Here is a 20,130-nt window from a genome sequence, read left to right on the forward strand (position 1 = left end):
GGCGGGCCGCCGGCTTGCTGACGCCTCAGCTGCGGGTGGCCGCATTGGCCGGCACGTGCTGGCTCAGCAAGGTGTGCAGCAGGGCGCGGTTCAGGTCTTCGGTGTCGAGCTCATGGGCGTGGCGCAGCGCCCGCACGGTGGCTGTGTCGGCGCTGTCGATGGCGCGGGCCAGATCGAGTGCCGGCAGGTAGGGGCCGGACTGAGTGACGTTGGCCGAGTAGATGCGTTCGGACAGCGGCAGGCGGTGCAGGATGTTGCCCAGGGGCTCGTTCATCAACACGTCGAGCTGCGAGAACAGGCCGCACAGGTAGACCTCGCGGCGCAGGTCTTCTTCGATGCCGGCGTCCAGAATGTGCTCCATCAGGCGGGCCCGCAGCACCATGCCCTGGCGCACCGGTTGCAGGTTGAGGTCGGTGCCGGCGTGGGGCAACTGGCCGACCAGCCAGCGCTCCAGCTGGGTGTAGCCCATCATCATCAGCCCTCGGCGCAGTGAGTCGATGCCGGTGCGCAGGCCTAAAGCGGCCGAATTGGTCAGGGTCAGGAAGCGGTAACTCAGAATGGGTTCTTCGCTCAGGATGTCTTCGATGACGTCCATGGACTGGTCTTGCCCGATGGCGCGCAGCAGGCGCTCGATGATGCTGCGTGCCGGGGCCAGTTCGCGCCCGCGGTGGCCGTACAGAACGTCGTCGTCGGGCCAGCCCAGCAAGGCCAGGCCGTGTTTCTGGTCCAGGCAGTGGTCGATCAGGGCGGCGCTGGCGATGTTCTCGTAGTAGTGCCCAGGCTGCACCGGGCTGCGCAAAAAGGCGGTGGAAGGCGCGTTGGGCTGGCGTTTCTGCTGCAGTGCGGCCTGCAGGGCGGCAGCAGCGTCTTCGGGTTGCAGATTCAGCAGGCAGCGGTGCACCGGGCGGTCGGGGGCGGGCGGCGGCATGTGGCGCACATCGCCGCGCCAGATCACACGCAGGCCACGTCGATGGGCTTGAACCACCCGGCTCTGCAAGCCGCCGTCGGCCTCCAGCCAGTCACCGGGCACCTCGATCTGGGGTGACTGGGCGTCGCCGTGTTCCAGCAGGCCTGCCAGCAGGGCCGGGGTCTCGGCACACAGCAGCAAGGGTGGCGCGTCAGCGGTCCAGAGCTCGTCGAGCGTGCGCAGCAGGTGGGGGGCGTCGACCGGCATGGCCGGCTCGGGGGCCACGCGCAGCTGGACACCGGCCAGTTCGCGGTTGCGACCCCACAGAGGGCGGTAGCCGAGGGTGATGCTGCCCAGGACGGATTGGACCATTCGATGTGCTACTTCAGGAAATCAAACAGGGACATGCTCTGGATCTGAGCATAGGACTTCAGAGCCGCCTGGTAGCCCGTGGTCTGGTTCTGGAAGTCCGAGATCCCCTGAAGCATATCCAGATCTTCGGCTCTTGAGCGGTCGCCTTCGAGTTGGACCGCCTTGGTCTGCTGGTTCGAGTCAATCACGTCGGCCTGGTTCAGGTAGTCACCGGCCAGGCCCCGTGCCGCCTGCACCGAGACGTAGGCGTTGTCGAGCGAGGCGAGTGAGCCGCTGACCGAGGCCTGGGCACTGGTGCCGCTGCTGGCGTTCTTGATGCCCGCGATGGCGCTGTCCATGACGTCGAAGATCGAGGCCTTGGGCTTGACCGTGAAGCTGTCACCGGCCGCGGGGGTGCCGGTCAAGGTCATCTGTTGATCGGCGTTGCCGGCGCCGCCAAAGGTCACGGTGCTGCCGGACATGGTCAGGCTGCCCGAGGTGGTCGGTGGGGTGGCCGACAGGTTGGTGACGGTGTAGGTGGTCCCGGAGGTGAAATTGATCTGGTAGTTGTTGCCGGCCAGCACATTGGGCGAGGTGGGGACCAGGATGGTGCCGGCACTGGCGGTGGCCGTGCCCGTGTTGGCCGACTGTGCACTGATGGCGAAGGCACCGGTGGTGGGGCTGACATTGGCAAAGGCCGCCTGACCATCGATGGTGTTGGGAATGGTCAGGTCGGTGCCATTGGTCTGCCCGCCCAGGCCTGCGAACACCACGCCCGCCGTGGCATTGGGCTCGATGAAGGGGGTGTTGGTGCTGCCCAGGCCGCCAAACAGGGCCTGCCCGTTGGCATCGGTGGTGTTGGCGTAGGTCAGCAGTTGGTTGCGCAGGGTGGTCAGCTGCGAGGTGATGGTGCCCAGGTCGCTGGCGGTGTTGGCGCCATTGCCGGCCTGCACCAGCAGTTCACGAAAGGACTGGATCGCATCGCTGGCTTGGCCAAGCACGGTTTCTGCGTGCGACATATTGTCTTTTTGCAGTGACAGCGCGCGTTGCTGGATGGTGACCTGGGCCGAGCGGGTGATGGCGCGCTCGGCCTGGGCGGCCGCTGTGGGGTCGTCGCTGGGTTTGAGCACGCGCTTGCCGGACGTCAGATTGCCCTGCAACTGGGTCAGCCGCGACTGGCGGCCACCAATGTTGTTGATGGCGGAGGCATAGGCGTCGGCCGATCCGACGCGGGCGAAGAAGTTGGACATGGGGTCTGCCTTTCAGCCACTCAATGGGTTGGGTCAGTGCATGACCTGCAGCAAGGTGTCGAAGATGCTCTGGGCGGTCGACACGATCTTGGCCGAAGCCTGGTAGGCCTGCTGGTATTGAAGCAGGTGGGCGGCTTCTTCGTCCAGGTTGACCCCCGAGACCGAGGTGCGGGCGGCTTCGGCGTTGGCCGCGATCGAGCCCGAGACATCGGCCGCGTACTGGGCACTCTGGGCCCGCACACCGACTTGGGCCATCAGGCCGGCGTACAGGTCGGACATCGGGGTCTGGTCGGCCGTGACGCTGCGCGAGGCCAGGCCCAGCATGGACTTGGCATTGCCGCCGTCGTTTTTCTGGATGCCCGTGGTGGGTTGTTTCACCGTGACGCTGTCACCGGTCTGCGGTGTGCCGGTGAGGGTCAGGTTCCAGCCATTCCAGCTGATGGCCTGGCCTGGCGTGTAGTTGGCGCCTGTGGCCAGTGTGGTGCTGGTGGTGGTGTCCACCACGTTGTACTGGTTGGCACTGGTGAAGGTGATCTGCACCGTGTCGTTCAGGTTGGCGTTGTTGGCGTAGTAGGTGGCCGGGCTGCCGGTCTGCAGGGCCCAACTGGCGGGCGATGCCGGTGCGGCAGCAATGGCCTTGACGGACAGCGTGCCCTGGTTGGCCGCCGCCGGTGTGGCCACGACCGGGTTCGACATGGCCAGCGACGCCGGCGACGACAGGGCCACGCTCATGGTGCTGGCGGCCGTGTCGTAGGGGCGCAGCAAGAAGGTGTCGCCAGCGGCGCCACCGGCACTGCTGGGCAGGGCATTGATGGACAGGCCCCCCACGGTGTAGGAGGGCGGCGGCCCGGCGGTGGTGACCATGCTGCTGGTGACGTCGATGGGCCCGTTGGCCGTGTTGGCCATCACCTTCGCAATGGTCGGGCTGCCGCCCGAGGGCGCCCCCAGGGTGATGGTGTAGGTGGCCACGTCCAGGGCCTGGTCGTTGGCCACATAGGCCCCCAGAGCGGCTGCGGGGGCACTGTTGGTGGCGCCGGCAATGGCGGTCATGCTGATCGGTGCGAACAAGGCCTTGCCGGTGTTGCCATTCAGGTCGACACCTGCAAAGTGCTGCTCGTTCATGTCCGTGGTCACCGCCACCGCCATGCGCCCGAGCAGGTTGCGGGCTTCGGCCAGGTCGGTGTTGTGAAAGCGCAGCAGGCCCACGGCTTCGCCGCCCCCCAGGGCGTTCTCGTCAACCTCTGTGGTCTGACCGTTCCCGGCCTGGGTGATCGTGAGCTTGAGGGTGTTGCCATCGCCCGGAAATTCAATCGGCTGGGAGAAGTTGACGGTCGCGGCCTGGGCGCCCAGCACCAGCGGCTGGTTGGCCAGGAAGATGCTGAGGGTGCCGTCGTTCACCTTGACGGTGGTGGTCTGCACCTTCTGGTTGAGCTGGCTGAGCAGGTTGTCCCGCTTGTCCAGCAGGTCGTTGGGCGGCTGGCCCGAGCTTTGAGCGAAGGAGATCTGTGCGTTCAGGCTGGCCAGCTGCTGGGCCAGCGAGTTGATCACGGTCTGGTCGTCCTTGAGCTGCAGTTGGGTGTTTTGCTGCAGGTCGCTGAGCTGGGTGCTGGCGCTCTGGAAGCGCGAGGTCATTTCCTGCGCCTGGGTGATGGCCACCGTGCGTGCGGTCAGGTCGGTGGGCGCGTTGGCCACGTCCGAGAACGCGTTGATGGTGTTGTTGATGGACTGTCCCAGACCATTGGTGCCCCCAAGGAAGATGTTCTCCATCTGGGCCACCTTGTCGGCCCGTGCAGCGTCCAGCGACTTGATGGACGCGGTGGCGGTGGCCTGTTTGGTGAGGAACTCGTCGTACACGCGCTGCACGGTCGAGACTTCGACGCCTTTGCCGATGTAGCCGCTGCCGGTGAAGTCGCCCTGCACCGCACTCATCACCGCGGTCTGGCGCGAATAGCCAGGGGTGTTGACGTTGGAGATGTTGTTGCCGGTGACCTGCAGGGCCACCTGGTTGGACATCAGGGCGCGCGCGCCCAGGTTGAGCAGGCCGCCACTCATGCGACACCTCGCCAGGGTTGGTTGCGCTGCAGTTGCTGCGTGGTGTTGATGGCCTTGCTGAGCTTGCTGGCGTAGGACGGGTCGGTGGCGTAGCCGGCGCGCTGAAGTTCGTTGGCAAACGCGACCACCGAGCCGGTCTGCTGGCGGGCATTGGCGTAGCGAGGGCTCTGGTTGATCAGCTTCGCGTAGTCCTGGAACGACTGCTCGTAATTGTCGTAAGCGCGGAACTTGGCGGTGGTCTTGCGCGCTTCGCCGTTCACGTACTCGGTGGTGGTCACCGTGGCGACCTTGCCCGTCCAGCCCGGCCCGGCCTTGATGCCGAACAGGTTGTAAGAGGGGCTGCCGTTGGCATTCTTGATCTCGTGCTTGCCCCATCCGGTCTCATGGCCGGCCTGGCCCAGCATGTAGCTGGCCGGGATGCCGCTTTGCTGCTCGACCTTGGCGGCGGCGCCTTGCAGGCGCTGCACAAAGGCGGCCTGGCTGGCGGTGGTCTTGACCGGCGTGGCCGATGTGGCCGCGGGGGTGGCCTGCGACTTGGCGGGCAGCACGGTGCTGAGTCGATTGCCCAGCGACAGCGTGCTGGGGGTCTCGAAGGCCGGTGTCTCGGGCACGCCCATCTGGCGCGACAGTTGTTTGGCGATCAGGTCGGACAGGCCGCCGGGCTTGCCCGACATCTGCACCGAGAACTGCTGGTCGAGCATGTCGGTGCCCATGTTTTCCTGGGCGCTGTCGAGCATGCCCGACTTCATGGTGGCCTCGCGCATGCTCTTGAGCATCTCGCGCATGAACAGCGATTCGAACTGCTTGGCCGCCTCCTGGATCGCGGCGGGATCTTTTTGCCCGGCCTGGAGCTTGAGGTTGTCGAGCGACCTCGAGTCCGTGGCGAGCTGGTTGTTGACCAGCGGCGAGAGTGCCATGTCAGATCACCTCCAGCTCCGCGTTCAGAGCGCCTGCAGCCTTGATGGCCTGAAGAATGGCCAGCAGATCCTGCGGGGTGGCGCCCAGCGCGTTCAGGGCGCGCACCACATCGGCCAGTTGCGGCGAGGCCGGCAGGTTCATGATGATGCCCGGATCCTGCTTGATCTGGATATCGGCCTTCTGGGCCACCACGGTCTGGCCGCCCGACAGGGCATTGGGCTGGCTGATCACCGGGGTCGAGCTGATGGTGACCGAGAGGTTGCCGTGCGCGATGGCGCAGGGTCCCAGGGTCACGGCCTGGTTGAGCACGATGGAGCCGGTGCGCGTGTTCATCACCACCTTGGCGGCTGGCACCATGGCTTCGATGGGCAGCTCTTCCAGGTCGGCAATGAAGTTCACCCGGGCGTTCGGGTCGTTGGGGGCCTTGACCTGCACGGTGCGGCCATCCAAGGCGCGGGCAATGCCATTGCCGAGCTTGTTGTTGATGGCGGCGGCCACGTGGCGGGCGGTCTGGAAGTCGGAGGCGTTCAGGCCCAGGCTGATGGTGTCGCCCTCCTGCAGCGGTGTGGGCACCGAACGCTCGACCTGGGCGCCAGCCGGGATGCGGCCTGCGCTCAAGTGGTTGATCTGCACCTTGCTGCCGCCGGCTGAGGCACCGGCGCCACCCACGACCAGGTTGCCCTGGGCCAGGGCGTAGATCTCGCCATCCACGCCGCGCAAGGGGGTGGTGACCAGGGTGCCGCCCTTGAGGGACTTGGCGTTGCCGATCGAGGAAACGTTGATGTCGATGGTCTGGCCGGGCTGGGCGAAGGCTGGCAATTGGGCGGTGACGATCACCGCGGCCACGTTCTTGAGCTGCAGCTGGGCCGAGCCGGGGGGCAGGGTGATGCCCAGTTGCTGCATGTAGTTGGACAGGCTCTGGGTGGTGTAGGGCATCTGGGTGGTCTGGTCACCCGTGCCATCCAGCCCCACCACCAGGCCATAGCCCGTCAGCGAGTTGCTGCGCACGCCCTGGATGGCGGCCACTTCCTTGATGCGGATCGCCTGCGCAGGCGTGCCGGCCAGCGCCAGGGCCATGAGGACCAGGGTCGCCAGGCACCGGACCCAGGGGCGGGTGTCTTGCCTGGCGCTTGTGAATGCGAGCATGGAGTTCATGCTTCACATTCTGGAAGTTTTCAGAACGGGCTAAGCGTCGAAAAGAATCGGGACAACCAGCCAATTGTCTGGGCTTCGTCGGCGCCGCCGCGACCGCGCGAGTGGATGCGCACGTTGGCCACCTGGGTGGAGGCCACGATGGAGCCCGGCTGCAGCGAGCGCGGATCGACCGTGCCCGAGAACTTCATCACATCCACGGTCTGGTTCAGGCCGATCTGCTTTTCACCACTGACCACCAGGTGGCCGTTGGGCAGCACCTCGATGACGGTGGTGGTGATGGCGCCGGCGAAGGTGTTGGCGGCCTCGACATCGCCCTTGCCCGAGAAGGTGTTGCCGGTGGTAGCGCCCAGGTTGAGTTTGGCCGCGGTGGCCGCCGACAGGAGCGGAAACGCGGTCATGCCTGACGAGGTGGCGGTGGTGCGCGCCGTGTCGGTGGACACCTTGGTGCTGGCCGTCACGCTTTCCACGATCTGGATGGTGACCACGTCGCCCACCAGGCGGGCGCGCCGGTCTTCGAAGGCTGGGCGGTAGGCCGAGGTGCGGAACAGGCTGCCGGCCGAAGCCGGTGCAGCGTGGGTCATCGGGGCCAGGTCGGGCGGGGTGGTGGGCAGCACGTCGACCTTGGGCACGGGGGCCAGCGTTTCGCAGGCGGTGCACAGGGCGGTCGCGCAGGCCAGCAAGGTCAGTCGCACGACAGGGCGGGCAACCCAGGCGGAAAGTGAGGTGTTCATGGCAATCCTTCAGTCGAGAGCTCAGTCCCGGGTCAGGCTCAGATCTGGCTGAGCTTTTGCAGCATCTGGTCCGAGGTCTGCACGGCCTTGGAGTTCATTTCGTAGGCACGCTGGGTCTGGATCATGTTGACCAGCTCCTGCACGATGTTCACGTTCGAGGTTTCGACAAAGCCCTGCATCACGGTGCCCAGCCCGTTGGCGCCCGGGGTGCCGGTGGCGGGTTGGCCCGAGGCAGCAGTCTCGGCGTACAGGTTGCCGCCCTTGGGCTCCAGGCCGGCCGGGTTGACGAAGTTGGCCAGGGCGATGGTGCCCATGGGTTGGGGCGCGGTGTTGCCGGGGATGGTGGCGGTGACGATGCCGTCGGCGCTGATGGAGACGCTCTGGGCCGTGGCCGGGATGGTGATGCCGTTGGCAATGGGCAGGCCGGCCGAGGTGACCAGGCGCCCCTGCGAGTCGAGCTGGAACGAGCCGTCGCGGGTGTAGCCGATGGTGCCGTCGGGCATGGTGACCTGGAAGAAGCCATTGCCCTTGACGGCCACGTCCAGCGAGTTGCCCGATTGCTGCATGCTGCCCTGGGCAAAGGAACGGGCGGTGGCCACCGTGCGCACCCCCAGGCCAACCTGCAGGCCCGTGGGCAGTTGCGACTGCTCGGTGCTGTTGGAACCGACCTGGCGCAGGTTCTGGTACATCAGGTCCTCGAACACGGCATTGGCGCGCTTGAAGCCATTGGTGGAGACGTTGGCCAGGTTGTTGGAAATCACGTCCAGCTGGGTTTGCTGGGCTTCCATGCCGGTCTTTGAAATCCAGAGCGAGTTGATCATGAGGGTTCTCCTGGGGCGCTGTCGGCTCAACCTTGCACGTTGAGTAACTGGCTGGCGGCCTTGTCGTTGCTCTCTGCGCTGGTCAGCAGCTTCATGTTGTTTTCGAACTGGCGGGCGGCCTGGATCAGGCCCACCATGGCTTCCACCGAGTTGACATTGGAGCCTTCAAGGGCGCCGGTCTGCAGTTTGGCGGTGGCATCGGTGTTCAGCGGGTTGCCCGAGGCGGCGCGAAACAGGCCGTCGGCCCCGCGGCGCAGCGGGTCGTCCGCCGTGGGGGTGACCAACTTGAGCCGGCCCAACGTGTTGGGGGGCTGGCCGGCCGTCTTGGCGGTGATGGTGCCGTCGTTGCCGATCGACAGTTCGGCATTCGGGGGCACGTCGATGGGCGCCCCGCCATCGGACAGGATGGGCAGGCCAGCTGTGTTGACCAGGGTGCCGGTGGACGAGATCTGCATGGCGCCGTTGCGCGTGTAGGCCTCGGTGCCATCGAGCCCCTGAACCGAGAACCATGAATTGCCCTGGGTCATGGCATCCATGGTGTTGTTGGTACGCTGGGCCGGGCCGGCGCTGTTCTTGTAGCCCGTGGTGGCCTCCAGGGCGAACACCCGGGTGCTGGCCCCCGACCCTTCCAGAGGCACCGAGCGGTACGCCGTCATCTCGGCCCGGAAGCCGTTGGTGGAGGCGTTGGCCAGGTTGTTGGACAGCACGCTGGTCAACTGCGTGGCCGCGTTGGCGCCAGTCATCGCGGTGTAGATCAAACGGTCCATGGGGTGCTCTCAGGGGTTCGGGGTGGCAGCGCTGAGTTCAGGATCAGCGCAGGTTGACCAGCGTGTTCATGATCTGGTCTTCGGTCTTGATGGTCTGCGCGTTGGCCTGGTAGGAGCGCTGCGCCGTCATCATGTTGACCAGTTCCTGGGTCAGGTCGACGTTGGACTCTTCCAGGGCACCGGCCTGCAGTGCGCCGAAGTTGCCGCTGCCGGGTGTGCCCTGGGTCGGGGGGCCGGAGGCGAAGGTTTCCTTCCAGTCGCCGCCATTGACCTGCATCAGGCCCTGGTTGTTGCGGAAGCTGGCCAGCGCCAGTTGACCAGCCGACTGGGTGGTGCCGTTGGAGTAGCTGGCCGTGAGGGTGCCGTCGGCGCCGATCTTCACGCCCGTGAGCTTGCCGTCGGCATAGCCCGTCTGGGCCACGTTGTTGGTGGCAAAGGCCGATGCGAACTGGGTGGTGCCGGTCAGATCCAGCGTGAACTGCACCTGATTGGCCCCGTCAGTGGGGGTGGTCGGGCCGCTGATGCTGATCTGTCCGTTGCCGGCCACGGTGGTGTCCAGCGCACCGCTGGCGGTGAACTTCAGGGTGGCCGGCGTGGCCGCGGTGATCGCACCGGTGTCGGTCTTGGTGTAGACGTTCCAGGTGCCGGCGGTGGCGGTCTTCTGGAAGTAGACAGAGACAGGCACCGTGTTGCCCAGCGAGTCGTAGGCATTGAAGGTGGTGCTGTACTGGCCCAGCAGGGGGTCGGCTGCGGTCAGTGTGGTGTCCACCGTGGCGTTGGCCGGCAGGTTGAACTGGGCCGTGGCGCCATAGGTGGTGGGCGAGGTGGTGGTGTCGTCCGCCGTGGCCTTGGCTGCGATCGAGCCCGAGGTGGGCAGGGTCAGCGGGGTGGGGCTGGTGCTCAGGGGCTTGCCGGTGGTGGGGTTGGTCTGGTAGCCCAGCACCTTGGCGCCATTGTTGGTGACGATGTAGCCGTTCTTGTCGAGCTTGAAGTTGCCGGCGCGGGTGTAGCCGGCCGAGCCATCGGCCTCCTGCAACTGGAAGAAGCCGTTGCCATTGATGGCGGCATCGAGGTTGTTGCCGGTGATGTTCAGCGTACCCTGCGAAAACTGCTGGGACACGGCGCCCACGGTGACGCCGATGCCCGCGTTGTCGCCACCGGCCACGCCAATGGCCGAAGACACCAGCTCCGAGAATTCGGCGCGTGAAGCCTTCATGCCGTAGGTGTTGGCGTTGGCGATGTTGTTGCCGATGACGTCAAGGCCCTTGGAAGAGGCGTTGAGTCCCGAGAGTCCTGCTTGAAAGCCCATGTTGTGCTCCTTGGATGCGAGAGAAGGGGACGTGGATCAATAGACCGAAACGATCTTGTCGTAGCTCACCGTGCCGCCGTTCTGCAGCGAGATGGCCAGGGCGCCGTTGCTGGTGCCCACTGAGCTGACCACGTCATGCGAGTAGGTGGTGGGGGTGACGCTGGCGCTGCCGTTCTTGGCCGTGACCGAGAACTTCAGCGGCCCGGTGCCCTTGTAGGACGAGGCATCCCAGGTCACGTCGTGGCGGCCGGCGCTCTGCGTGCCCATGGGCACGGTGGCGACCAGCGAGCCACTGGAATCAGTGATCTGCACCTTCACGTCAGCAGCATTGCTGGGCAGATCGAAGGTGCCGGTGGCGGTGGCCTTGCCTGCGCTTGTGCCTGTGCCGGCGGTGATCGTCATCGTGTTCCCGGCGGTCAATACCTCGTGGCCGATCAGACCGCCACCCTGCATCAGCTGCATGGAGGAGAACTGGCTGGCCATGGTCTGCATGGTGGTGTTGAGCTGCTGGATGCCGGTGACGGTGTTGATCTGTGCGATCTGCGAGGTCATCTGGGCGTTGTCCACCGGGTTCATCGGGTCCTGGTGGGTCATCTGGGCCACCAGCAGTTTCAGAAAACGGTCCTGCTGGTCGGCGGCACTGGTGGTGCCGATGCCATTGGCGCTGGTGCTGCTCGATGTGCTGGAGGCGCCGCTGGTGGCATTGGCCCCCGTGCTGGTGGTGTAGGAGTAGCCGTTGGTGGCGTCAAAGGAGATGGTCATGGTGAAAGTCCTGTTGGCCGGTAGTTAGGAGCCCATCTGCAGGGTCTTGAGCAGCAATGACTTGGCGGTATTCATCACTTCCACGTTGTTTTGGTAGGCGCGCGAGGCCGAGATCATGTTGACCATCTCCTCCACCGGATTGACGTTGGAGTGCGCGACAAAGCCTTCGGCGTCGGCCATCGGGTGGTAGGGGTCGAAATCCTTGCGGCCCGGGGTGTTGTTCTCGGTGACGGCGGTGACCTTGACGCCTGCGGTGGTGCCGTTGTCGGCCATGGGCACGGTCTGGAACACCACCTGCCTGGCCTTGTAGGTCTGGCCATCGGGGCCGGCCACGGCGTCGGCGTTGGCCAGGTTGCTGGCCACCACGTTGAGGCGCTGCGACTGCGCACTGATGGCGCTGCCGGAGACATTGAAGATCGAGAACATCGACATGGGGGGCCTTCCTGTTCTGTTCAGCCGTTCACTGGCCCTGGATGGCGCTCAGAATGGTCTTGGTGTAACCATTGATGAAACGCAGCGTGGCCTCGTACCGGACCGAGTTGTCGACAAAGTTGGCGCGTTCACGATCCAGGTCCACCGTGTTGTTGTCCATGGCGGGCTGGGAGGCCACCGCGTAGCCTTGTTGCAGCGAGGTGGTCGACAGCACCGGCAACGGGATGTGGCCGGGCTGGCTCATGCCCGCGGCGGCAGCGGAGCTGCCGGCACTGGCCGAGGCGTCACTGGACGGGCTCATCTTCAGCGTCAGGTCCGACAGAGCATTGACGTCACGCATGGCATCGGCGAACTTGAAGTCGCGCGCCACGTAGCCAGGGGTGTCTGCGTTGGCGATGTTGCTCGCGATCGTCCGCTGACGTTCGGCGCGCAGGGACAACGCCTTGGCCTGAAAGTCGATGGGTTGGGTGATCTTGTTGAGCATGTCGGGTCTCGCGGGGCTGGCGGTCTGGGTGGCGGGTGGGTTCTCCGGGTTGCTGTCGATTATGGAAATCCGGCCTGTTGCCGATCAGCCGATGAAGCCGCGGAAAGACCGGTTGTTTGATCGATCCGTGTCGGGGCGGCGCCCTACAGTTGCCCATGTCAAAAGGCCGTCAGGCCGTGTCCGGAGAACGCCATGAACCCATCCCAAGCCCGCATCCCCCAAGCCATCCGCAGCCGTTTGCATCGGTTGGCGGCCTGTGTGCTGCCCGTGGCCGGCCTGTTGCTGGGCACGTGGAGCGCCCCGGTCGTGGCCCAGCAGGCCAACCTGGACAGCGAGGCCACCCGCCTGACCCAGCAGTGGATCGATCAGGAGTTGGCGCGCAGCCAGTCCACCCAGGCCATGCCTTTGCGCATGGAGGTGGTGGTGGGTTCGCTGGACGAACGCCTGCGTCTGGCGCCCTGCGCCAAGGTGGAGCCCTATCTGCCGGCGGGGCAGCGGCTTTGGGGGCGCACCCGCCTGGGTTTGCGCTGCACCGAAGGCAGCGTGCGCTGGAATGTGTTCCTGCCGGTGCAGGTCAAGGCCTTCGGGCCGGGTTGGGTGCTCAAAGGCAATGTGGCTTCGGGCGCGGTGCTCAACCAGGGCGACGCGATGGAGGCCGAGGTGGACTGGGCTGCCGAGAACGCGGCCATCGTTTCCGATCCTGCGCAGTGGGTGGGCCAGGTGGCGGCCCGCATGTTGTTGCCTGGGCAGGCGCTGCGCCAGTCCATGGTCAAGCCGCCGCAGGCCTTTGCCGCAGGCACCCAGGTGCGCGTGGTGGCCCAGGGCCCGGGTTTTCAGGTCACGGCCGACGGCCAGGCCCTGGGTGCCGGCGTGGTGGGGCAATTGGTCCGCGTTCGCATGGAGAACGGTCGTATCATGAATGGCACAGTGTTGGATCGAAACACCGTTCAGGTCGAGATCTGAGTGTGTTGCGCACTCTTTTTTGAGTCAACTTTTGCAATTGGGCTAAAGTTTCTCTGCCGCAGGTCGAAGAAAAGGCCACGGTACTCCATCAATAGGGGTCTTGGAGAGAACGATGAAAATTGGTCAAACGCCAGACATCCCTGTTGCAGTCACATCAACAGGGACGCAAGTCACAGGTCAGGGGTCGGCGGCCCCACCGGTCAAGAAGACCAGCAATTCGACAGCAGGCACCTCGGTTTCGGTGTCCAGCTTGGCCCAGACGTTGGGTTCTGGCTCGACCGACAGCGACATGGACATGGACAAGGTCAACGCCGTGCGTTCGGCGATCGACAATGGCACGTACAAGGTGAATGCTGGCGCCATTGCAGACAAGCTGTTGTCCAACGCGCAGGAAGTCCTGCAGCGTGGAACTTCCCAGTAAGCACGCGCTTACTTAATTTGAATTGGAGTCATGGTGACGAATCGGGTTGCGTTTGAGGCCTTGCTCTCCGGTGTGGAGTTGCAACTGGACGCGATTGCCCAGGCCTTGGGCGGGCAAAACCCCGATGAGCTGGAGGCCGGTTCGCAGGCCTTGCGCGATGTCACCCTGCAGTTGACCCGGATTGCCCTGCCGTCTGCGCAGGACACAAGCCCGGAGTTGCGCCAGCGTGTTCAGGCCATCAGCGCTCGCCTGGCGGTGTTGCGGGAAAGTCTGCAGCGTCTGGCCGTTCACGCAGATCGGGCTGTGACCACCTTGCTGCCCCGTGCGGGTGACGGTGCCACCTACGGCAAATCCCTGGGCCGAGGTGGCGCGGGCTTGGCCAAAGCCTATAAATCCTGAAATTCGAGGGTGCGCGCTCGGGTGCAAACCCGTTCAGGCGTGGCCTGAATCGCGTCGGTGCGCCGTGGGCGTCTTGCGGGGGGCTTGTTGTCGTCGCCTCAGTGGCTGCGCATCTTGGCGCGCAACCGGGCGATTGACTGGCTGTGCAGTTGGCAAACACGCGACTCGGTGATGCCGAGCACGGCGGCGATTTCCTTGAGGTTCATGTCCTGCTCGTAGTACATGCTCATGATGTACTGCTCGCGTTCGGGCAGACCTTCGATCGCACTGACCAGGGATTGGCGCAGGCGCTGGTTGCGCAGCAACTCAAGTGGGTTGGCCTCGTCGTCGGCCACGTGGCGGTCGAGAAAACTGTCGTCATCGTCATGCCCGCCGGTCATGTCTTCGATGTAGACCAGTTGCGTGCCACGGACCTTGCCCAGCAGGCTCTGGTAATCGGCCAGACTCATCTCGAGTTCGGCGGCGATTTCGGATTCGATCGGGCTGCGGCCCAGCTTTTGCTCCAGCCGGTGCACGGCATGCTCGATGTCTTTCTGGCTCTTGCGCGAGCCGCGCGACATCCAGTCGCCTTCGCGCAGTTCATCGAGCATGGCCCCGCGGATGCGCTGGGTGGCAAAAGTCTCGAACTGCACGCCCTGACTGGCCTGGTAGCGTGTCAGGGCCTCGGTCAAGCCGATCATGCCGACCTGGATCAGGTCGTCTACCTCAACATTGGGGGGCAGCTTCGCAATCATGTGGTGCGCCAGCCGGCGCACCAGGGGTACGTACTGCTTGAGCAGTGCGTCCCGGTTGAGCTGACCTTTTGCCGTGTACATCAATGGCTCCGAACCAAATGAACCTCTTCGTCTGCAGGGCGGTGAAGCAGGGAGGCCGGGGCTGCGCCAAGGGGAATCGCATTCTCCATCAGTCGCAGGGCCAGCATCTGGATATCGCGCCCTGCCACCTCATCGTCAGTGAAAGACTTTACTGTCATTGAATCGAGGTAGCAACCCATGTGACGGGTGAAGCAATTCTGCAGTGTTTTGCGGGCCTGCAAGGCGCGCATGACCACAGTTTGTGTCGGTTCCGTCACCATGATGGCCACGGAGGGCATCAGCAATGCCTGCTCCATCAGCACTTTCATGGCCTGGTAGGCGCTGAGCATGTGACGCGGCTCGGGCGCCACCGGCACCAGGGGGCGTACGCCTGTGTTGGCCAGCGCGGGACCCAGTCTGGCCGCGCTGCCATAGGCCAGCAGCATGCCAAAGGGGCTGAAATGCTCGCCCAGGGTCTCGCGCCCGTGGGCATCGAGCTGGCCCGTGCGGGTGAGTTCGCGCCAACCCAGGGCCGCGGGCACGATGGTCCAGGGCAACGCCAGATCGGCCACCTCGGAGGGGCTGCACTGGTCGCTCAGGATCTGCAGCAGGCCGGGCGTCTCGTCGGTTTCGGGGCTGTCCGTGTCCAGCACCGCCACCGACAGACCTTGTTCGACAAAGCCCTGGCAGAGTTGCCACAACAGGCGCAGTTCGGGCTCGCCGCTGCTGTGCCGGATCACCGGGACCAGGCGCAGCACCGGTTGGGGCATCTGCCGGCGCAGACCGGCACTTTGATCAAGACCCGCTTCAAACATGGGCACTCTCCGAGACGGCCATGTTGCTGTTGGAGAAGAAGTAGTTCAGGTCGACGGCCTTGGGGTCGAACGCGGACTTGCCCGGGGTGCGCATGGAGGCGCGCACCAGCTTGCCGGCGTCTGCGGCTTCCCAGTCTTCGGGTACGCGCTGGCCATTGGTGACCCCGCGCAGCACCACCTGGTGGCGGATCAGGGCGTCGAGGGCCGGGCCGAGTTTCACGGCTTCATCGACCTTGGACAGGATGGTCTGTTGCACGCCAGTGGTCTTGAAGCACGACAGGGTGTCGTCGATGGTGTCGCCATGGCTGCCGGCATTGACCACCAGCAGCTTCTGGATACCGGGCAGGTCGAGCACATCGAGCATCTCGCGCTTGCGGGGATCGCGCGGGGCCAGGCCGGTGGTGTCGATCAACACCATCTTCTTGTTGCCCAGCAGGCCCAGCAGGTCTTGCAGGGCGGCGCGGTCATGGGCCAGGTGGGCCACCACGCCGAGCATGCGGCCGTAGGTGCGCAGTTGTTCGTGCGCGGCGATGCGGTAGGTGTCGAGGGTGATCAGGCCCACGCTGCCCGGGCCATGCACGCGTGCGCACAAGGCGGCCAGCTTGGCGGTGGTGGTGGTCTTGCCCACGCCGGTGGCCCCCACCAGGGCGAAAATGCCGCCTTCTTCATACAGGGGGTAGCTGTCGGCGTCGGTCTTGAGGTTGCGCTCCAGCACTTCCATCAGCCAGCGCACCGCTTCGGCCGGGCCGGTCTCGGCCGGCAGGCGTTCCAGGATGGCACGGGCCAGGGCGGGCGAGTAGCCGGCGCGGATCATCTTGAGCATCAGGTTGGACTGGATCGGGTCCTGCTTGGCCTGGCCCAGCCAGGCCAAGGTGTTGAAGCGCTCTTCGATCAGCTCCTTCATGGCCTGCAGTTCATTGACGATGCCCTGCTGGTTCACGGCCGGTGCGGCGGCCTGGGCCACCGGGGCCTTGGCGCGGGCCGGCGTGACGTCTTCGAACACCGGGCGGGTGACGGCCGGGCGAGGGGCCGGGGCCTTTTTGAAGGCGATCGGCTGGATGTCCCTGGGGGCGGGGGCGGGCATCTCGCGCTGGGTGCGCGGGGCCATCTGGGCCATGGGGGCCTGGTCTTCGGCGGCCATGGCTTCCTGGCGGCGGCGCAGCATGCGTTCGCGCACATAGTCCTGGAAGGACAGGGTGCTCATGGCCAGCTCGGCGGTGTCTTCGCGCACACCACGTGGGCCCAGTTCGGGCGGGTTCATGGTCGCCAGCTTGCGGCTCAGGCTGGAGCCGGGCACCTGGGTCAGGCCGTGGCCTTGCGACGGGGCGCCTTCGGTGTGCTGCTCCAGGGCCGACAGGGCATCTTCGCCCGTGGCCATCACCTCGACGCCATTGGCCGTGGGGCGGTTGGACAGGATCAGGGTTCCCTCACCAAAAGCCATTCGTGCCTTGGCCAGTGCTTCGCGGGACGTTGCGGCGTGAAAGCGCTTGATGTTCATGATGCGGCACCTCTCAGGATGGGACCAATGCGGATCGTGTGTGTTTCAGGGATTTCGCTGTGCGCCAGGACTTGCATGCGGGGCGCCAGCCGGCGCACCAGGCGAGCCATGGCGCCGCGGATCTGGTCCGGGACCAACAGGCAGGCGGGCAAGCCCATCTCTTCTTGCTTGTTGGCGATTTCGGCAGCGCTGCGGGTCAGCGCGTCGGCCACACCCGGGTCGAGGGCGGTGCCGTTGTTGTTGCCCAGGGCCTGCACCAGCAGGCGTTCCAGGCCGGGCTCGATGGCGATGACATTGAGTTCACGCGCCGGGCCGTAGATCTGTTGCACGATGGCCGGCGACAAGGCGATGCGCACGCGGCGGGCCAGCTCGACCGGGTCGGTGATGGTGCCGGCGAACTCGGCCAGGGTTTCGATGATGGTGCGGATGTCCCGGATGTGCACAGCCTCTTCCAGCAGCAGCTGCAGCACTTTCTGGAAGTTGGCGATGGTGACCATTTTGGGGACGACTTCTTCAATCAGTTTCGGGGCCAGTTTGCTCACATGCTCGACCAGTTGCTGGGTCTCTGTCCGGCTCAACAACCTGGCGGCCTGTGTTTGCATCAAGTGTGACAAATGAGTGGCCACCACGGTTTCTGAATCAACCACGGTAAAGCCTGCCATTTGCGCCGCTTCCTTCTGGCGATCGTCGATCCAGTGTGCTGGGAGGCCAAAGGCCGGGTCGGTGGTGGCGGTGCCGATCAAGGGCGTGGTGATGCCGCCCGGATTGATGGCCAGGAACATGCCGGGGAAGGCTTCGCCCTCGCCGACCATCACGCCACGCAGGGTGATGCGGTAGGCGCTGGGCTTGAGTTCGAGGTTGTCGCGCACGTGCACGGCCGGGGGCAGAAAGCCCACCTCCTGGGCGAACTTGCGGCGCACCCCCTTGATGCGGGTCAGCAGATCGCCCTGGCGCTTCTTGTCGACCAGGGAGATCAGGCGGTAGCCCAGTTCCAGCCCCAGCAAGTCGATGGGCTGCAGATCGTCCCAGCTGGCCTCGCCGTCGTTGGTGGCGGGCGGCGGCGGCGGCGGCACATTCTTTTCGCGTTCCAGACGGCGCGACAGGCGCCAGGCCCCATAGCCGATGGCTGAGCCCATGCTGAGGAATACCACGTGGGGCATGCCCGGCACGATGCCCAGCAGCGCCAGGATGGCCGCAGTGATGCCCAGCACGCGGGGTGAGCCCAGCATCTGGCTCATGATCTGCTTGCTGACGTCGTGTTCCTTGCCCACGCGCGAGACCACCATGGCGGCGGCCACCGAGATCAGCAGGCCGGGAATCTGGGCCACCAGCGCGTCGCCGACGGCCAGCAGGATGTAGGAGTCAGCGGCCTGACCGGCGCTCAATCCATGCTGCACCACCCCCACCGTGAAGCCTCCGACGATGTTGATGAGCAAGATCAGGATGCCTGCCATGGCATCGCCGCGCACAAACTTGGAGGCACCGTCCATGGCCCCGAAGAAGTTGGCTTCTTCGCCCACTTCGAGACGGCGGCGACGTGCTTCGGCTTCGTCGATCAGGCCGGCATTGAGGTCGGCATCCACCGCCATCTGCTTGCCGGGCATGGCGTCCAGGGTGAAGCGGGCCGACACTTCGGCAATCCGCTCGGCGCCCTTGGTCACCACCACGAAGTTGATCACGACCAGGATGGCAAACACGATCAGACCGACCGCAAAGTTGCCGCCGATCAGGAAGTGGCCAAAGGCCTCGATCACGGCGCCCGCTGCGCCGGCGCCGGTGTGGCCTTCGAGCAGCACCACCCGGGTGGAGGCCACGTTGAGCGACAGGCGCATCAGCGTGGTGAGCAGCAGCACCGAGGGGAAGGCCATGAAGTCGAGTGGGCGCACCATGTAGGCCGCCACCATCATCACCATCAGCGCCACTGCGATGTTCAGGGTGAAGAAGGTGTCCAGCAGCCAGGCCGGCATGGGCAGCACCATCATGGACAGGATCATCACCACCAGCAGCGGCGCGGAGAGGCCCTGGATCAGGTGGGCGTGCGGGCCCAGGCGTTGTTGCAGTGTTTTGAGCAGATCGTTCATGCGTCAGCTCCGGCCCGGGTGGGCTTGTTGAGCGGATCGAGTTCAGGCGGCACGTGCGGATCGGGCTGCTGGGGCATCGGGCCCTGACCCCGCATGGCCGCCTTGAGGCGGTACACATAGGCCAGCACCTGGGCCACGGCGGCATACAGGCTGGAGGGGATGGTCTGGTCCAGCTCGGCGTGGGCATACAGGGCGCGGGCCAGCATGGGCGATTGCAGCACCGGCACCGAGTGGCTGTTGGCCACTTCGCGGATCTTGAAGGCCAGCAGGTCGGCGCCCTTGGCGATCACCTGTGGCGCGGCCATGGTGGCTTCGTCGTACTTCAGGGCGACGGCAAAGTGGGTTGGGTTCATCACCACAAAGTCGGCCTTGGGCACGTTGGCGATGCTTCGGCGCTGGGCCAGTTCGCGCTGCTTGGCGCGCAGCTTGCTCTTGACTTGCGGGTTGCCCTCGGCATCCTTGTTCTCACGCTTGACTTCGTCGTGCGACATCTTCAGCTTGTCCATGAAGAAGTGCTTTTGCAGCGGGACATCGATCACCGCAGCGGCAAACACGGTCAGCAGCAACAAGGACAGACCCTTGACGATCCAGTTGACCAGGTGCATCACGGCGGACGCGGAGGGTTGCATCAGCAAGGAAGCGATTTCTTGAAAGCTGCTCGACAGGTAGTGCCAGCCCGTCCAGCCCATGATGGTGGACAGCAGCATCAGCTTGAGGACGTTGACGGCCTGCTGCTTGGAGAAAAGATTGCCGATGCCCGAGATGGGGTTGAGCCGGTTCAGGTCGGGCATCATGGGCTTGAAGCTCATGACCCAGCCGCCCGAGGCCACCTCACTGGCGATGGCTGCGCAGGCGATGACGGCGGCGAACAGCAGCGACGCCCCGACAGCGATTGCTGTCATGTGCTGCAACTGGTTGATCATGTTGGCCGGCCGCAGCAGGGTCTCGGCATTGAAAGTCAGTTGTTGGACGAGCGCCTGCTTGAGGTGCTGCACCAGCGGTGGGGTCATGACCCACAGGGCAGCGGCACCGGCTCCCAGCACCACCATGTGAGACAAGTCCTTGGAGCGCGAGGCCTGGCCATCGCCGCGCGCTTGGCTGAGCTTGCGCTGTGAGGCTGGTAGGGGGCGGTCTTGGTTGTCCATGGTGACGGTACGAGGCTGTAACCGTCATTCTGAAAGGCCGGCGGGAAATCTAAAGTCTGAAAAGAGGGGCCATTC

Annotated in this window: 20 protein-coding genes; 3 read left to right on the forward strand and 17 right to left on the reverse strand. The window is 65.2% G+C overall.

Going from position 1 to position 20,130, the window contains the following annotated elements:
* Positions 1 to 25 precede the first annotated feature (25 nt).
* Genes AC07VS_RS20245 through flgB form a run of 12 tightly spaced genes read right to left on the reverse strand, consistent with a single transcriptional unit; the run spans position 26 to position 11,939 of the window.
* Complete coding sequence (locus AC07VS_RS20245) at positions 26 to 1,279, reverse strand: HDOD domain-containing protein (protein WP_494751812.1); 1,254 nt, start codon at positions 1,277 to 1,279, stop codon at positions 26 to 28.
* A gap of 8 nt (positions 1,280 to 1,287) precedes the next feature.
* On the reverse strand, positions 1,288 to 2,508 hold the full coding sequence (gene flgL, locus AC07VS_RS20250) for a flagellar hook-associated protein FlgL (RefSeq protein ID WP_494657754.1): 1,221 nt from the start codon (positions 2,506 to 2,508) through the stop codon (positions 1,288 to 1,290).
* Between the two features lie 33 nt (positions 2,509 to 2,541).
* Positions 2,542 to 4,560 carry a flagellar hook-associated protein FlgK gene (gene flgK, locus AC07VS_RS20255; RefSeq protein WP_494657755.1) on the reverse strand — a complete coding sequence of 673 codons (2,019 nt, stop codon included), beginning with the start codon at positions 4,558 to 4,560 and terminating at the stop codon, positions 2,542 to 2,544.
* Positions 4,557 to 5,477 (reverse strand): flagellar assembly peptidoglycan hydrolase FlgJ, encoded by a 921-nt coding sequence (gene flgJ / locus AC07VS_RS20260; RefSeq protein ID WP_492349231.1) that lies wholly within the window; start codon positions 5,475 to 5,477, stop codon positions 4,557 to 4,559. Before flgJ ends, flgK begins: the two co-directional genes overlap by 4 nt.
* 1 nt (position 5,478) lies before the next feature.
* Positions 5,479 to 6,633: a flagellar basal body P-ring protein FlgI gene (locus AC07VS_RS20265; RefSeq protein ID WP_494751813.1), complete on the reverse strand. Its 1,155-nt coding sequence runs from the start codon at positions 6,631 to 6,633 to the stop codon at positions 5,479 to 5,481.
* A gap of 20 nt (positions 6,634 to 6,653) precedes the next feature.
* Complete coding sequence (locus AC07VS_RS20270) at positions 6,654 to 7,364, reverse strand: flagellar basal body L-ring protein FlgH (protein ID WP_494751814.1); 711 nt, start codon at positions 7,362 to 7,364, stop codon at positions 6,654 to 6,656.
* A gap of 38 nt (positions 7,365 to 7,402) precedes the next feature.
* Positions 7,403 to 8,185: a flagellar basal-body rod protein FlgG gene (gene flgG / locus AC07VS_RS20275; RefSeq protein WP_494657757.1), complete on the reverse strand. Its 783-nt coding sequence runs from the start codon at positions 8,183 to 8,185 to the stop codon at positions 7,403 to 7,405.
* 26 nt (positions 8,186 to 8,211) lie between these two features.
* Positions 8,212 to 8,952 (reverse strand): flagellar basal body rod protein FlgF, encoded by a 741-nt coding sequence (locus AC07VS_RS20280; protein WP_494657758.1) that lies wholly within the window; start codon positions 8,950 to 8,952, stop codon positions 8,212 to 8,214.
* A gap of 43 nt (positions 8,953 to 8,995) precedes the next feature.
* Positions 8,996 to 10,261 carry a flagellar hook protein FlgE gene (gene flgE, locus AC07VS_RS20285; RefSeq protein ID WP_494751815.1) on the reverse strand — a complete coding sequence of 422 codons (1,266 nt, stop codon included), beginning with the start codon at positions 10,259 to 10,261 and terminating at the stop codon, positions 8,996 to 8,998.
* A 36-nt stretch (positions 10,262 to 10,297) separates the two neighbouring features.
* Positions 10,298 to 11,023, reverse strand: coding sequence for a flagellar hook assembly protein FlgD (locus AC07VS_RS20290; RefSeq protein ID WP_494657760.1), 726 nt, complete (start codon positions 11,021 to 11,023; stop codon positions 10,298 to 10,300).
* Positions 11,024 to 11,047: 24 nt separating this feature from the next.
* Positions 11,048 to 11,455, reverse strand: a complete 408-nt coding sequence (gene flgC, locus AC07VS_RS20295) for a flagellar basal body rod protein FlgC (protein WP_492349225.1) — start codon at positions 11,453 to 11,455, stop codon at positions 11,048 to 11,050.
* A 28-nt stretch (positions 11,456 to 11,483) separates the two neighbouring features.
* Entirely contained in the window at positions 11,484 to 11,939 is a 456-nt protein-coding gene (flgB, locus tag AC07VS_RS20300; RefSeq protein WP_494751816.1) for a flagellar basal body rod protein FlgB, read from the reverse strand.
* A 192-nt stretch (positions 11,940 to 12,131) separates the two neighbouring features.
* On the opposite strand from flgB, the gene flgA reads away from it, so the two are divergent.
* From flgA to AC07VS_RS20315, 3 genes are all read left to right on the forward strand, one after another.
* Positions 12,132 to 12,902, forward strand: a complete 771-nt coding sequence (gene flgA / locus AC07VS_RS20305; protein WP_494657762.1) for a flagellar basal body P-ring formation chaperone FlgA — start codon at positions 12,132 to 12,134, stop codon at positions 12,900 to 12,902.
* 112 nt (positions 12,903 to 13,014) lie between these two features.
* Positions 13,015 to 13,323: a flagellar biosynthesis anti-sigma factor FlgM gene (gene flgM, locus AC07VS_RS20310; protein WP_494657763.1), complete on the forward strand. Its 309-nt coding sequence runs from the start codon at positions 13,015 to 13,017 to the stop codon at positions 13,321 to 13,323.
* Between the two features lie 30 nt (positions 13,324 to 13,353).
* A complete protein-coding gene (locus AC07VS_RS20315; protein ID WP_492349221.1) occupies positions 13,354 to 13,722 on the forward strand; it encodes a hypothetical protein in 369 nt (122 codons plus the stop codon).
* Positions 13,723 to 13,820: 98 nt separating this feature from the next.
* On the opposite strand, the gene AC07VS_RS20320 is transcribed toward AC07VS_RS20315, so the two are convergent.
* From AC07VS_RS20320 to AC07VS_RS20340, 5 genes are read right to left on the reverse strand one after another with little or no spacing between them, the layout of a single operon-like run.
* Positions 13,821 to 14,537, reverse strand: a complete 717-nt coding sequence (locus AC07VS_RS20320; protein ID WP_492349220.1) for an RNA polymerase sigma factor FliA — start codon at positions 14,535 to 14,537, stop codon at positions 13,821 to 13,823.
* Complete coding sequence (locus tag AC07VS_RS20325) at positions 14,537 to 15,331, reverse strand: hypothetical protein (RefSeq protein WP_492349219.1); 795 nt, start codon at positions 15,329 to 15,331, stop codon at positions 14,537 to 14,539. Before AC07VS_RS20325 ends, AC07VS_RS20320 begins: the two co-directional genes overlap by 1 nt.
* A complete protein-coding gene (flhF, locus tag AC07VS_RS20330) occupies positions 15,324 to 16,829 on the reverse strand; it encodes a flagellar biosynthesis GTPase FlhF (protein ID WP_492349218.1) in 1,506 nt (501 codons plus the stop codon). Before flhF ends, AC07VS_RS20325 begins: the two co-directional genes overlap by 8 nt.
* The gene (gene flhA / locus AC07VS_RS20335; RefSeq protein WP_492349217.1) at positions 16,826 to 18,910 is read right to left on the reverse strand and encodes a flagellar biosynthesis protein FlhA; all 2,085 of its coding nucleotides are present in this window, start codon (positions 18,908 to 18,910) and stop codon (positions 16,826 to 16,828) included. Before flhA ends, flhF begins: the two co-directional genes overlap by 4 nt.
* The gene (locus tag AC07VS_RS20340; RefSeq protein ID WP_492349216.1) at positions 18,907 to 20,055 is read right to left on the reverse strand and encodes an EscU/YscU/HrcU family type III secretion system export apparatus switch protein; all 1,149 of its coding nucleotides are present in this window, start codon (positions 20,053 to 20,055) and stop codon (positions 18,907 to 18,909) included. The genes flhA and AC07VS_RS20340 overlap by 4 nt, the downstream gene beginning before the upstream one ends.
* Positions 20,056 to 20,130: the final 75 nt, after the last annotated feature.

Source organism: Curvibacter sp. GW821-FHT01G03 (assembly GCF_059422285.1).

Excerpts from the sequence above, each read along its gene's own strand:
- AC07VS_RS20245 (WP_494751812.1), bottom strand. The coding sequence starts at position 1,279 with ATGGTCCAATCCGTCCTGGGCAGCATCACCCTCGGCTACCGCCCTCTG.
- flgL (WP_494657754.1), bottom strand. The coding sequence starts at position 2,508 with ATGTCCAACTTCTTCGCCCGCGTCGGATCGGCCGACGCCTATGCCTCC.
- flgK (WP_494657755.1), bottom strand. The coding sequence starts at position 4,560 with ATGAGTGGCGGCCTGCTCAACCTGGGCGCGCGCGCCCTGATGTCCAAC.
- flgJ (WP_492349231.1), bottom strand. The coding sequence starts at position 5,477 with ATGGCACTCTCGCCGCTGGTCAACAACCAGCTCGCCACGGACTCGAGG.
- AC07VS_RS20265 (WP_494751813.1), bottom strand. The coding sequence starts at position 6,633 with ATGAACTCCATGCTCGCATTCACAAGCGCCAGGCAAGACACCCGCCCC.
- AC07VS_RS20270 (WP_494751814.1), bottom strand. The coding sequence starts at position 7,364 with ATGAACACCTCACTTTCCGCCTGGGTTGCCCGCCCTGTCGTGCGACTG.
- flgG (WP_494657757.1), bottom strand. The coding sequence starts at position 8,185 with ATGATCAACTCGCTCTGGATTTCAAAGACCGGCATGGAAGCCCAGCAA.
- AC07VS_RS20280 (WP_494657758.1), bottom strand. The coding sequence starts at position 8,952 with ATGGACCGTTTGATCTACACCGCGATGACTGGCGCCAACGCGGCCACG.
- flgE (WP_494751815.1), bottom strand. The coding sequence starts at position 10,261 with ATGGGCTTTCAAGCAGGACTCTCGGGACTCAACGCCTCTTCCAAGGGC.
- AC07VS_RS20290 (WP_494657760.1), bottom strand. The coding sequence starts at position 11,023 with ATGACCATCTCCTTTGACGCCACCAACGGCTACTCCTACACCACCAGC.
- flgC (WP_492349225.1), bottom strand. The coding sequence starts at position 11,455 with ATGTCGATGTTCTCGATCTTCAATGTCTCCGGCAGCGCCATCAGTGCG.
- flgB (WP_494751816.1), bottom strand. The coding sequence starts at position 11,939 with ATGCTCAACAAGATCACCCAACCCATCGACTTTCAGGCCAAGGCGTTG.
- flgA (WP_494657762.1), top strand. The coding sequence starts at position 12,132 with ATGAACCCATCCCAAGCCCGCATCCCCCAAGCCATCCGCAGCCGTTTG.
- flgM (WP_494657763.1), top strand. The coding sequence starts at position 13,015 with ATGAAAATTGGTCAAACGCCAGACATCCCTGTTGCAGTCACATCAACA.
- AC07VS_RS20315 (WP_492349221.1), top strand. The coding sequence starts at position 13,354 with ATGGTGACGAATCGGGTTGCGTTTGAGGCCTTGCTCTCCGGTGTGGAG.
- AC07VS_RS20320 (WP_492349220.1), bottom strand. The coding sequence starts at position 14,537 with ATGTACACGGCAAAAGGTCAGCTCAACCGGGACGCACTGCTCAAGCAG.
- AC07VS_RS20325 (WP_492349219.1), bottom strand. The coding sequence starts at position 15,331 with ATGTTTGAAGCGGGTCTTGATCAAAGTGCCGGTCTGCGCCGGCAGATG.
- flhF (WP_492349218.1), bottom strand. The coding sequence starts at position 16,829 with ATGAACATCAAGCGCTTTCACGCCGCAACGTCCCGCGAAGCACTGGCC.
- flhA (WP_492349217.1), bottom strand. The coding sequence starts at position 18,910 with ATGAACGATCTGCTCAAAACACTGCAACAACGCCTGGGCCCGCACGCC.
- AC07VS_RS20340 (WP_492349216.1), bottom strand. The coding sequence starts at position 20,055 with ATGGACAACCAAGACCGCCCCCTACCAGCCTCACAGCGCAAGCTCAGC.